Origin of the sequence: Enterococcus sp. DIV1094 (assembly GCF_017316305.2) — a bacterium.
Lineage (GTDB): Bacteria > Bacillota > Bacilli > Lactobacillales > Enterococcaceae > Enterococcus_B > Enterococcus_B mangumiae.
This window is the reverse complement of record NZ_CP147250.1, coordinates 2972575-2986508: the sequence shown is the minus strand read 5'-3', so window position 1 is coordinate 2986508 and position 13934 is coordinate 2972575. Positions and strand designations below refer to the sequence as shown.

9 protein-coding genes are annotated in these 13934 nt (G+C 39.2%); all 9 read left to right on the top strand.

What is annotated here, in order from left to right:
* Positions 1 to 51: 51 nt before the first annotated feature.
* Complete coding sequence (locus tag DOK79_RS14190) at positions 52 to 2265, top strand: hypothetical protein (protein WP_206856045.1); 2214 nt, start codon at positions 52 to 54, stop codon at positions 2263 to 2265.
* Positions 2265 to 2789 carry a hypothetical protein gene (locus DOK79_RS14185; RefSeq protein ID WP_206856048.1) on the top strand — a complete coding sequence of 175 codons (525 nt, stop codon included), beginning with the start codon at positions 2265 to 2267 and terminating at the stop codon, positions 2787 to 2789. The genes DOK79_RS14190 and DOK79_RS14185 overlap by 1 nt, the downstream gene beginning before the upstream one ends.
* A gap of 30 nt (positions 2790 to 2819) precedes the next feature.
* Positions 2820 to 3422 carry a hypothetical protein gene (locus DOK79_RS14180; RefSeq protein WP_206856050.1) on the top strand — a complete coding sequence of 201 codons (603 nt, stop codon included), beginning with the start codon at positions 2820 to 2822 and terminating at the stop codon, positions 3420 to 3422.
* 21 nt (positions 3423 to 3443) lie between these two features.
* Positions 3444 to 3695: an LPXTG cell wall anchor domain-containing protein gene (locus DOK79_RS14175; protein ID WP_206856052.1), complete on the top strand. Its 252-nt coding sequence runs from the start codon at positions 3444 to 3446 to the stop codon at positions 3693 to 3695.
* Positions 3696 to 3933: 238 nt separating this feature from the next.
* On the top strand, positions 3934 to 6102 hold the full coding sequence (locus DOK79_RS14170) for a hypothetical protein (RefSeq protein WP_206856055.1): 2169 nt from the start codon (positions 3934 to 3936) through the stop codon (positions 6100 to 6102).
* 576 nt (positions 6103 to 6678) lie between these two features.
* A complete protein-coding gene (locus DOK79_RS14165; protein WP_206856058.1) occupies positions 6679 to 8883 on the top strand; it encodes a hypothetical protein in 2205 nt (734 codons plus the stop codon).
* A 94-nt stretch (positions 8884 to 8977) separates the two neighbouring features.
* A complete protein-coding gene (locus tag DOK79_RS14160; protein WP_206856062.1) occupies positions 8978 to 9385 on the top strand; it encodes a hypothetical protein in 408 nt (135 codons plus the stop codon).
* A gap of 235 nt (positions 9386 to 9620) precedes the next feature.
* A complete protein-coding gene (gene pcrA, locus DOK79_RS14155) occupies positions 9621 to 11864 on the top strand; it encodes a DNA helicase PcrA (protein WP_206856064.1) in 2244 nt (747 codons plus the stop codon).
* A gap of 20 nt (positions 11865 to 11884) precedes the next feature.
* Positions 11885 to 13927 (top strand): NAD-dependent DNA ligase LigA, encoded by a 2043-nt coding sequence (gene ligA / locus DOK79_RS14150; protein WP_206856069.1) that lies wholly within the window; start codon positions 11885 to 11887, stop codon positions 13925 to 13927.
* The last annotated feature ends 7 nt before the right edge of the window (positions 13928 to 13934 follow it).

The following is a 13934-nucleotide window of genomic DNA, read 5'->3' as shown; positions in this document are numbered from 1 at the left end:
TTTAATATTATTATTGCTATTTTATCATTTTAATTCCATTAGGAGGGAAACATGTATAAGTCAGGAAAAACCTTAATATTACTAGGGTTATTTTATTTATTTTTTTCGCATGGACTTGATTTACATGCGCATACAGAAGAAACAGATGTTATTTATATCGAGGAAACAGAAGCTACAGATTCGGGGGTTGAAGAATTAAAAAATAACGAAGCGTATCATTATGAAGATGAGGTTGATACGGATGTCTCTGAAGAGAGCGTAGAAATTGAGGAGGAAGAGATACATATCGATAGTAGTCAGGAAGCACCTGAAGGACATGAAGCAAATGAAGCAAATGAAGCGTTGATGCCATTAACAGGCAATGGAACAGAACAAGAACCATATACTGCTGGAACAGCAGCGGAGTTAAGAAGCGTCCTCCAAACGATCCGCACAGACCCTGGAACAGGAACTTATCACATTTTATTAACAGATAATATCTTTTACAATGCCTCGGATGTATTTGAAATCCATAAAGATGTCGTAATTGATGGGCAAGGATTTCACATGTTATACGCTAACAATGCAAGTACGGCTGCAGGCGATACAGGTTTTAGAATAAGAGTTTCTGGTGTACAAGCGACTGTGAGAAATCTGAACTTTGGAAGTGATACACTCACAGATGCTAATGGACAAGTATATGACAATAATACGTATTATGGCGTCCTAGGTTCTGCGGGAACCGATAATATCCGTTTTGATGCAATTTTTGAAAATGTGAACTATTTTGCACGGAGGGGTGCGCAACCACTTCTCACATGGAATCGACAATCGCGATTTATTTTCAAAGGAGAAAATCATTTTATTAGTCGCACTGGGACAAATAGTCAAGAATTTATGGAAGGCTATAATATCACCTTTGCAGAAGGATCTAAAACAACGATCGATCACCAAACTGAAGTTAACTTAGGGTTTATCTTTGCATTTGGTACTGGCGGTTCTGCTGGAAGTGATGGTCGAATACGAATCAATGTGGAAGAAAATGCCGAAGTGAATATCCTTTCTTCAAAACAGCATTTTACCTTTGGTGCGCAAGTGATTTTTACGATTGCAGAAAATGCTAAGTTCCATTATAGACAAACAGCCAATCGAGCTTTGAGTTTTTCCAATAACCAAGCGGTAACTGTCAATATCGATCCGAATACACAAGCTACTTTTTTAAGTAACGGTCAGATCAATTCAGGCAATACCGTCAATTTTAATGTGAATGAGCCAGATTTTATTCGTTTTCAAAATCTTTCGAGCTCAACTGGACTTTTTGCACGAAACATGAATTTTAACCGACTGGATAGTGCGGGTGAAGCAACGGGTGGGTATAACTTTTACTATATGAATCAAAATCAGCGACTAGTAAGAAGAGGGATTCCAGGAGCATCATCAAGAGTTTTAGCAAACAATCAATTTAGTCACTCCGGATTACGTCATGCGATCTACAAAAAGCGAACAAATTTTGACTTGGCGAATACGGCGGATGTCGGAATTGGCAGAAGTAAACTAACGACGACAATCGATTCGTATGATCCTGCTGGGCGATTGGTCACAGATGTGGAATATAAACTTAGCAAGGAACGATTATGGAGCGGTGCTTCGATTACAGAAACCAGTGCCCAAACGGCAATCGAACAGGCAACAGAAAATACACCTGGCATGGTTGCGACAAATAAATCAACCAACTTATCTTGGCAAAACGATGAATTACGTGCAGGCACTTATTACGTATACGCACGAGTAACGACAGCAATCAGTGATGATCCAGAAAAGCTACTTTTTGCAAGTGATAGTTTCTGGCAAGAAAAAGAAGTCGTTATTGAAAGAAGCCCGATCCATGTTGTGGTTCCTTTAGAAAAGTTATTTGATGTTCGTGAAACGGGTGAGTTTTATAAAGATGAACATAGCCAGCCAATCGTCAGTCATAGTAATTTTCCAATTGATTTTACAGTCACCCACGTTGCTGACCATTCCGTTGACCCGACGATCACTTTAGTGGATGAGATCATCGAGGAAGGCAAGGATGATTTAGTACTGAATCTAGGTGTGACCAATGGACAAAAATTAGGACCATTATTGGTCGGTGAAAATAAGCTAGATACAGTTTCATTAGAGCCGTTTTTAGACGAACCATTAGAACTTTTTCTAAAAGGAGAATTTAGAGGATCCATCTTCAAAAAACATCAAACCGATTTTCGATTAACTTATATACTAACTGCACAAGGAGCTGAGGACTAATGGAAAACGCATCGGATAAACGAAAGAAACAAATAATCATCATACTCGTACTACTTTTATTACTGATAGTCGGTTGGCTAGCCTATCAACATTTCTTTCCAGAAAAACCTGAGCCGGTCACGCTCGTCAGTGGCGAATTTTTGCCAGACGGGAAAGATGCACAACGAATCTCAGAAGACGAGTTAGCGGAATTAGCCCAAACAGCTGCTGACAGAAGCAAATTCAATCTAATGATTTCACCGGAGGCAACGTTTAATCACCGAACCCTTCAAGGTGAATTGATGATCAAAAATCCACTCGAAAATGGCCACCCAATCAATGTGGAAATACGGAAAAAGAGCAATGATGAACTTGTTTATACATCTGGAGCTATTCAGCCAGGGTATGAAATAAAAGAAGTGACGCTTGAACAGTCACTAGAGAAAGGAGAGCATCCATCTGTAGCAATGTTTAGTTTGTATGATCCAGATACAAACCAGAAAAAAGGACAAGTAGCAGCTGGAGTGACATTAGTCATCGAATAAAAATAAAAAAATAGATAGGGGAATATCAAAATGAAGAAGAAATTATTATCTAGTTTATTAGTAGTAGGAACAAGCTTAGGAGCGTTAGCACCAGCAACGATCTTAGCGACTGATGTTATTGGAGAACCAACGGCCGACATTACGATCAATGGCTCACTTGGATTAGACAATACAGATCCTGAAGAAGAAATTGAGGAAGGTAATACGAATTGGATCAACGTTACTTTAGATACAGCAACGATTTTCTATAATCTTTCCGGAACAACTACCATTGATTCACCAACATATAACATTGAGAATAATTCAGGTCGCCCGGTAAAAGTATCTATTCAGAGCTTTACTCAAACAGATACATCTAACATTAGTGTCATTGATAGTTTGAACTTTGTTTCAAGCCTTGGTGGGAGTGCGATAACTCAGTCACTTATTAATAGTGGGAATGTTGAGGCCTTTGGGTCACCAGTTGAACTCTTTACTTTAGCAAATAGTGAAGGGAACTTGACAGAAGATGGCAGTGGAACAGACAGTAAGTCTACGACATTCAAGTACGAAGGGACTGTATCAGGAACTAGTATTGCTCGAACAAATCCAGCATTCACACTGACACTTCAATTAGACGCAGTACCATTTTAAACTTAAGATAGAAGGGATAACATGAGTACAACAACGATTGAATTGAACGGGATGTTAGGTGTGACAGAGCAAGCGCCAACACCAAAAGAAGAAACACCTTCACCTGAAACAAATTCAACGATTCGTTCCGAAGTGAAGGTGGTTAACCCTTTACCAAAAACAAATGATCAAACTGGAATGTATCTCTCGCTTTTAGGATTCGTGCTTATTCTACTTGTATGTTGTATATGGGCGATCAGTCGCAACCTGAAAGACCATAAGCTAATAAATTGAGATAGAAAAAATCCATGATGGCTATCTATTCCGCTCGTTTCTGACACATTTTGTGGTAGAGGGACAAGAGAAAGAATCAATTTAAGCCTAGGCTTAGGTTGATTCTTTTTTCTAAATGATTATCTCATAATTTCGTTGATTTTCCATGCTATTTTTACAAAATCTTCCTTACTGTTTTTTTGAAATATTGAAAAAATAGTGTGAAGTTTTTTAGCCTAGCCTCAAAAAGGAGGACGTTATGAAAAAAATAGTAAACATTCTGTTGCTTTCTATTTTTATATGGAGCCATCTCTTTCCGTATCACTTAATCTATGCAGATGTCGAAACCCAGTTGGAGTCTTCCGATGTAGAAGCAATCACAGAAGACTTTTTGACCGATGATAGATTAAATGAGGATCAGGAAAATACGGAGGATGTGGTTGAAGAAGTTAACAGACCAGAAGAAAGTGACGATCCAGTCGTACAGTCTGAAGAATTAATAACTACAGCAGAGCCAGTCTCGCCTTATAGCGGTACTGGAACATCTGCTGATCCATTTACCACTGGTTCAGCAACAGAGTTGATCACCGTGTTACAAACCATTACCAATACAGCCACTCTTGGCCCCTATTACATCTCACTGACAGCGAATATCGTTTATCAGGACACTAATTCATTTAGTATCGACAAAGATGTTGTTATTGATGGTCAAGGCTTTTATATGTTGTATTCTAATAGTTCAAGCACCTCAGCGCTAGATACTGGCTTTCGTGCTAAAACCTCTGGTGTGACAGTCACTTTAAGAAATATCAATTTCGGTAGTGATACACTCATGGATGCGAACAACCAAATTTATGCGAACAGCACCTATTACGGGATCATTGGGGCTATTAATGATGCGACTACTTTTCATGCTATATTAGAAAATGTCAATTACTATGCCCAAACAGGCGCACAGCCTTTCATCTCCTGGAATCAACAATCAACTTTTACCTTTCAAGGGGAGAATACATTTGTTGGTAGAGCGGGAACAAATAGCCAAGAATTTTTAGAAGGGTATAATGTCATTTTTGCAGAAGAGTCGAAAACCACGATTGATCATCAGACAACCGAAGCCACAGGATTATTTTATGCTTTTGGAGGTGGCAGTCCAACAGATGGGCGTTTACGAATTACGATTGAAGAAAATGCGGAAGTAGAGATTATTTCGACTAAACCATATTTTACGTATGATTCTAATGGTGTGGACTTTACAATTTCAGACAGTGCGAGACTTTACTATACACAGGTAGGGGCAAATTCGATGTATTTTTCTAATATTGTCCCAGTGATCTTCACAGTTGGGAGCGAGGCTCAAGTTTCTTTTGTGAATACGGCAACATTTAATTCAGGAAATACAGTGACTTTCAATGTGAACGCACCTGATTACATTCGCTTTAAAAACGCAGGTAGTGCTGGCGCAGGGTTGTTCTCAACTGCAATGACATTTAATCGACAGGACAGCACTACCGGTGTAACTGGGGACTATCGCTTCAGCTATTTAAATGCAAGTAGCCAATTGCAGGAAAAAGAAGTAGCTGGCCCATCGTCCAGCACATTGAACAACAGCTACTTCAGCAATCCTCAATTAATGGAAGCAATCTATCAAAAAAGAATCGAAGTGACTGATTGGAGCAATGTACCTGATGTAGCCGTGAATCAAAGTGAACTGACGACAACAATCAATAGCTTTGATCCGCCTACACGGACAGTGACTACGGTCGAGTATAAGTTAAGCGAAGAGAGTTTATGGACCGGAGCAGCTATCACAGATGCACAAGCGCAAACAGCTATCGAAAATGCGACACTTGCGACAAATGGGGTAATTGCAGTCAATACATCCACTGAACAAGTCTGGACAAATGAAGAACTACAGGCAGGCACCTATTATGTGTATGTGAAACTGACTGGAGCCATCAGTTATGACCCCGACGTACAAGTGTACACGACGGAGAGCATGTGGTTTGAAGCAGAAATCGTCGTACCAAAAAGTCCAATCAGTGTGGAAGTTCCTTTGGAGTTGATATTTGGAACAAAAGAAGCAGGGGCATTCAGTGCCAATGATTCGGCTGAACCAATCGTTAGCCAGAGCAATTTCCCAATTGATTTCACGGTCACAGAAGTAACCGATCAATCGGATGAAGCAACGATATCTCTAGTCGATCAGCTATCTGTGAACGGCGAAAATGAATTGATACTCAATTTGTCGAAAACTGATGGACAATCTATTGGTCCAATGCTCGTTGGTGAAAATGAAATCGACGCAATTGGCATTCTCCCTTTTTGGGAAACCTCCTATGATCTTTATTTAAGTGGAGAGTTCTCAGGACCGATTTTTAACAAACATCACCCAAGCTTTCTATTTACGTATCTGTTGACGGTACAATAGACTATTCAGATGAAAATAAATCGTTTTTCATTTCTAAGCAACCAAAATCAACTTGATGATGGTTGCTTTTTTTGTGCAAATTTCAGTTTCTTTAATTATATTCTAATCTTGAGAATACACATGTATGAGTGCTTAGTTGTCGATTTTAAGCAAGAGTATCATAGATGATACTAAAAAATTATTTGTTATTATTTGTTAAGAGAAAAATAATAAAAAATATATTTTATGTGGATAAAATGGCGATTTAATAGAATTGGATAGACTGTTAATCTATTTTTATTCATTTTTAAGAAGTTTCTCTAATAAGATTTTTTTATATAAAAATCGTTATGTAAGAGTGGGGCTATAGTATGTTTTGACTAAAAAGAAAAGGATATAGTATTCTTTTTTTGTAATCTTAATCTAATCTTAATTTAATGTTGTAACAAAGGAGCGAGGTCAAAAAACGAATTATTAGTCAAATAAAGAAATAACCCTAGATGGAGAAAATAAAGTGATACAAATGATCAAAAATGTATAGCTAATTTAAAGAAATGTGGGTAAGCAAGAACACTATAAAAAGAGAAGGAGGCTATCATGGAAAAACTATCAAGATTACTCATCTTCATTTCCATTATATGTTTGACTAGCTCAACGATGAGTCAACACTATGCTTTGACAACTAGGATTGAAAACAGTGGACCAATAACTGTAAATAGTTCTGACAGTGCGATAGCAGAAACTTCGGAAAATACCAGTACTGAATCTACTACGCATTCAATTGAAGAGCCAGAAAAAATGGCTAGGGCAGAACAACAAAGCTTATCCGATAAAATCAATCAAACTTCCGTGTTAGAAAGTGGCTTAAATGTAGAATCTGAACAATCGATAACTGCTTATGTAGGAACTGGGACGGAGTCCGATCCTTTTTTGGTAGGTTCTCAAGCTGAAATGACAAGTGCATTATCCATAATCCGAAATGATTCAGGAACTGGACCTTATTATATCGAATTAACTGGAAATATTGTTTACACTGGACTCAATATTGTTTTTAGCTTCTACAAAAATTTGATAATTGATGGGAAAGGTTATTATTTATTGCATAGTAATGATAGTTCATCAGAAGCGGGAACATTATTCAATGCGGCTACAGCAGGACTGACTATAACATTAAGGAACATTAATTTCGGTAGTGATACTTTAATGGATAATAACGGAATTATTTACGATAGAAATCCAGCTCGCTCAATATATAGCGAATATCAATCTAGTTCATATTACGATAGACTTGAGGTGGTTATTGAAAATGTTCATTACTATGGAACAGTATATTCACGAGTGATTAACTCAGCTAAAGTTACTTTTAAAGGAGATAATTCCTTTAGAAATGCTGGGAGATTTACAATCCATAAACAAATTCTCGTTGCTGAAAATTCGACAACATTAATTGATGATTCAGCATCAACTGAAACTAATACATCTAGAGCCGCTTTTTTAAGTTTAAACAATCTTGATGAAGATGTATTAATCCTTGAAAGAAATGCTGAGTTATCCATAATAACGCATGCTCCTAGTGCAATATACGTCGACAATCTTGCGACGGTTGATATAAAAGATGAAGCGAGACTATTTGTTCATACGTTGCACCCTACAGCGTATTCATCACACATTGTGCAGAGCAGCGCAAGTCCTCATGCTAATATGACTATAAGGGTTGGACAAGATGCTACAGTCGTACATGAGAGTCAATCGGTTATTGGCAATGTTTATCATTTTTGGGTTAACAAACCGAAATATATACTATTTAGATCTAAAACGAGGGAAACTACAAGATTCAGGGGATATTTTAGAATTTTTCGGCAGGATAGAGCAAGTGATTTCGGTGGAGATTACCAAGTAAACTATCTATACGGTGGAAATCGCTTACTTACTACACCGGTATTTTTCGGTAATACTGCACTAGTAGACATGTATTATGTAGATAATGGTACTTTAGGATCGTATGACATCATCTACCAACCAAGTTTTATAATTAATGATATTCAGGTAGAACCAGAGGTGGACTTAGATATCAGTAACTTGAACATTACAATAAACGCAGTCTCTCCAGTGGAGCGTCCATTAATAAATTATAATTTTAAATTAAGTAGGCAACGATTATGGACAGGCAGTTCACTCAGAACACTAGACGCTCAAAGGATAGTTGAAAGTGCTACGCTAAGTACAAGTGGGGTTGTTGCTGTTCAATCCTCAGCGACTGAAGGAGTTTGGAAAGAACAAAAACTACAAGCCGGCACCTATTATGTATACCTCCAAGCCACTGGACTAATGCAAGAAGACCCCTCATTAGCTCATTTACCAAGTTCAAGCTTATGGTATGAAGTTGTTATAGAGGTACCAAGAAGTCCGTTAAATATCGAAGTTCCTTTAGAAAAAATATTTAAAGTTCGGGAAGAAGGGGAATTTGATACTATTGAACTATCTAAACCAATCATTAGCCATAGTAATTTCCCAATTAATCTAACAGTAACTGAAGTCGTGGAACATACCACAGATTCACCTGTAACGTTGGTCAATGAAATTTTACCTGATTCGGATAAACATTTACGTTTGCACTTAGCATCAACAGATAATCAAGATTCTGGTCCTTTGGTTGTGGGAGAGAATCAAGCCTCACCTATAGAAATACCCCCGTTCTTCGACAATCCGCTCCATTTGTATCTCAAAGGACATTATGTCGGAGGGCTTCATGTGAAACATGATGTCAGCTATTCATTTATCTATCAGTTAACGGCAAAATAACTGAGTTAGACAATCGTCATTTTTAGAAAAAAGATTTCTTGTAACAATTGATAGTCGCTTTTGCCACCATGACTTAAGAAAGGTAAGGGATATCATGGACACAAATATAGAACTAAAAGGAGAATTAGGTGTTTTAGAAAGTCGACCGCCGACTGAAGAAAGCAAGCCTCCTGATGAGAGTAAACCACCAACCGAAGATAGCAATCCACCGACTGAAAGTAAGCCATCTACGGAACAAAGTAGTTCTTCCGATGATCGGACATCAACTACCGATCAGACGTCTTCCTCTGAACAACGGGAACAGACAAAGGACACCAGTGCGGTTGTGCGAACAGATACTCAAAATACGAATCAAGTTCCAATCAAAGTCGAAACGCAAACGATCGATTATTTCCCTAAAACGAATGAACAAGCTGAACCGTGGTTTGTTTCTTGGGTAGGTATCTTCCTAGTAGCCGCAGTCATCAGCTATCATATCATTGATCGTAAGATGAACAAATGAATGGACAGAAGAAAGAGAACTGAGGCGAGCATCAACGCTTCAGTTTTTTTGTATGGAGAGAACGATTCATGGTGCTAATAAGTTAGTACTGTTAAGTGATTGTACTTTTACTATTGAAAGTGTTTCAGAAGTAGTCGTTCGCAAAGGTTTTCCGTCAAGATGAAGAAACTTCACTTTATTGCCTATCCGGATAATGCTATAATTAGAAGGATTGATAATAGAAAGGATGTTGTACATGTCATCCAAAGCAAACTTACTAAAGGGGATGAATCCTCGTCAACAAGAAGCAGTCCTACATACGGATGGACCGTTATTATTAATGGCTGGTGCAGGTAGTGGGAAAACACGCGTACTTACGCACCGAATTGCTTATTTGATTGAAGAAAAAGAAGTGAATCCATGGAATATCTTGGCGATCACCTTTACCAATAAAGCAGCAAAGGAAATGAAGGAACGGGTCAATGCCATTTTAGAAACTGGTGGAGAAGATGTTTGGGTCTCGACCTTTCACTCCATGTGCGTCCGCATTTTAAGAAGAGATGTCGATTACATCGGGTATAATCGCAACTTTACGATCATTGATTCTTCCGAACAGTTATCGTTGATGAAACGGATTTTGAAAGAATTGAATATCGATCCTAAAAAATACGATCCGAGAAGTCTTTTAGGCACGATCTCGCAAGCGAAAAACAGCTTGTTGTCGCCGGAAGCTTTTGCAAAGATGCAGGGCAGTTATTATGAAGAAATTGCCGCGAAATGCTATGCGGCATACCAAAAAGAACTCCAATACAACCAATGCATGGATTTCGATGATTTGATCATGAACACGATCCGTTTATTTGATGAGCATCCAGACTCATTGACGTATTATCAAAATAAATTTCATTATATCCATGTGGATGAATATCAAGATACGAACCATGCGCAATACACGTTGGTCAATCAATTAGCTGGCCGTTTTAGAAATCTTTGCGTAGTGGGGGATGCCGATCAAAGTATTTATGGTTGGCGTGGCGCGGATATGCAAAATATCTTGGATTTTGAAAAAGACTATCCAGATGCGGCAGTGATCTTGCTGGAACAAAATTATCGTTCAACGAAAACGATCTTGAATGCAGCGAATCAAGTTATTGAAAACAATCGCAATCGTAAACCGAAAAACCTTTGGACAGAAAACCAAGATGGCAATAAAATCACTTACTATCGAGCAGATAATGAGCGAGATGAAACACGTTTCATTGTCGAAAGAATGCAAGAAGAGATCCGATCGAACAATCGGAATTATGGCGATTTTGCGATTCTTTATCGGACGAATGCGCAATCACGTGTGATGGAGGAAACGTTACTGAAAGCCAACATCCCATACAAAATGGTTGGCGGTCACAAATTCTATGATCGTAAAGAAATCAAAGATGTTTTGGCGTATTTAAATGTGATAGCAAACCCGCAAGATTCATTAAGCTTTGAGCGGATCGTTAATTCACCAAAACGGGGGATTGGACCAGGTTCAGTGGAAAAACTCCGTAGCTTCGCAACGATGCACGAGTGGCCTTTGTTAGAAGCAGCTCGAAATGTTGAATTAGCGAATATCGGTGGAAAAGCAGGGACACAATTAGGTTCTTTTGGTGAAATGATGCATCAGTTGACTGAAATGATTCCTTATCTGACAGTGACAGAGTTAACAAAAGAAGTCTTGGAACGTAGTGGCTATTTAGATGATCTAAAAATCCAAAATACATTAGAATCACAAGCACGTATCGAAAACTTGGAAGAGTTTTTGACGGTGACACAAGAATTTGATAGGCAGTTTGAAAAAGAAGGGTTAGAAGATGCCGACTCACCAGAAGATAAGTTGGTCGTCTTTTTAAATGACCTCGCACTTGTTTCAGATATCGATAGTTTAGAAGAAGAAACAAAACAAGTCACGTTGATGACTTTACATGCGGCTAAAGGACTAGAGTTTCCAGTGGTATTTTTGATTGGATTGGAAGAAGGCGTCTTCCCACTTTCCCGAGCATTGATGGAAGAAAGTGAATTGGAAGAGGAGCGCCGCTTAGCTTATGTAGGAATTACCAGAGCGGAAGAAGCATTGTTTGTGACCAATGCATTTTCACGTACGCTATATGGTCGTACACAATACAATCGCCCTTCACGATTTTTAGAGGAAATCGATCAAGAATTGTTGGATATCCATGGGATGCGTCCGACACCAAGTGCTTCACAGCCTTCACCTTTTCGCGGGAAACAAACTGGAACGACGTATCAGCAACCGACAAAGACCGGTGTTTCAGCTAAGGTGGCTACCGGTGGTGAAACAGGTGGTTGGAAGCCTGGAGATAAAGTCAAACATAAAAAATGGGGACCTGGAACAGTGGTCAGAGTTACTGGCGACGCAAAAGACCTTGAGCTTGATATTGCTTTTCCAAGTCAAGGGGTCAAACGTGTATTAGCCGCTTTTGCACCAATCGAAAAAGTTTAGTTCAATAGGGGGAGAAAAAGATGGAACACGAAATGACGATCGATGAAGCGACAAAAAGAGTAGAAGAACTTAGAGTGCAGTTAGATCGTTGGTCTCGTGAGTATTATGTGTTGGACCAACCAACAGTGGAAGACTATGTCTATGATAAGACCTATGCTGAGTTAGTGGCGATCGAAGAGCAATATCCAGATTTGATCACCGCAGATTCACCGACACAACGAGTAGGTGGGAAGATTCTTTCCGCATTTGAAAAAGTCACACACGATATTCCATTATATAGTTTAAATGATGTTTTTAATAAGGAAGAATTGTTAGCTTTTGACCAACGTGTTCAAAAAGCAATCGGTCATCCAGTCGATTATTGTTGTGAATTGAAAATCGACGGTCTCTCAGTGTCGTTGCGTTATGAGAATGGGGAGTTTGTTCGTGGTGCCACTCGTGGGGATGGTTCTGTTGGTGAGAATATCACGGAAAACTTGAAAACGGTGCGTTCTGTCCCGATCCAATTAAAAGAACCTATGAGTATTGAAGTGCGTGGCGAATGCTTTATGCCAAAACGTTCATTTGTTAAATTGAATCAAAAAAATGAAGAAGAAGGCAAGCCAGTCTTTGCGAATCCTCGGAATGCTGCCGCAGGTTCATTGCGTCAATTAGATTCCAAGATCACAGCGAAAAGAAATCTCGATACGTTCTTATATACCGTCGCAGATTTCGGACCGATGCAAGCTACTACGCAATACGAAGCCTTAGAAGAATTAGATAAGATCGGGTTCCATACGAATCATGAAAAACGTCTTTGTCAGTCGATCGACGAAGTTTGGGCATTCATTGAAGAGTACCACGAAAAAAGAAAAGACTTACCTTATGAGATCGACGGCATCGTGATAAAAGTCAATGATTTTTCATTACAAGACCAACTAGGCTTCACAGTCAAAGCACCTCGTTGGGCGACTGCCTATAAGTTTCCGCCTGAAGAAGTGGAAACAGTGATTGAAGAAATCGAATGGACAGTGGGACGGACTGGTGTGGTGACACCAACAGCGATCATGACACCGGTTCGTGTGGCTGGAACGACAGTGAGTCGCGCGAGTCTGCATAATGGTGACTATATCCAAATGAAGGATATTCGTTTGAATGATACTGTTCAAATCTATAAGGCAGGAGATATCATTCCAGAAGTCGCACAAGTTATTTTAGATAAACGACCGGCTGACAGTGAGCCTTACCCAATGCCCGAGCATTGCCCCGTTTGTCACAGTGAGTTAGTCCATTTAGATGAAGAAGTTGCCTTGCGTTGCATCAATCCAAAATGTCCAGCGCAAATGAAAGAAGGCTTGAACCATTTTGTTTCGCGCAATGCGATGAACATCGATGGCTTAGGGCCGAGAGTCTTGGAACAGATGTACGACAAGAAATTGGTGGCGGACGTTGCAGATCTTTACAAACTAACTGAAGAAGAACTATTAACGCTAGACAAGATCAAAGAAAAATCTGCTAACAATATTTTGACTGCGATCGACAACAGTAAAGATAACTCGGTGGAACGGTTGATTTTTGGTTTAGGTATCCGTCACGTTGGGGCGAAAGCAGCGAAGATCTTAGCGGAGCATTTTGGCGATTTAGAAACTTTGAGTCGTAGTGATTTTGAATCGATCATCCAGCTAGATACGATCGGTGACATTATTGCGGACAGTGTCGTGACATATTTTGACAACGAAGAAGTCCACGAATTGATGGAAGAGCTGAAACAAGCAGGTGTCAATCTTGAATACAAAGGGATTCGTTCGACACAGTTGGAAGAAGTTGAATCACCGTTCAAAGATAAGACGATCGTGTTAACGGGTAAATTGACGCGCTTCACGAGAGAAGAGGCGAAAGAAACGATCGAGAACTTAGGTGGCAAAGTCACTGGCAGTGTTTCGAAAAAAACAGATATTGTTGTTGCCGGCGAAGATGCAGGTAGTAAATTGACGAAAGCCCAAGAGTTAGGAATCGATATCTGGACGGAAGATCAAATGGCTGAAGCCTTGGCAGAGAGTCATCCTGTCGGTGAAGAAGATTAAGTTTTTC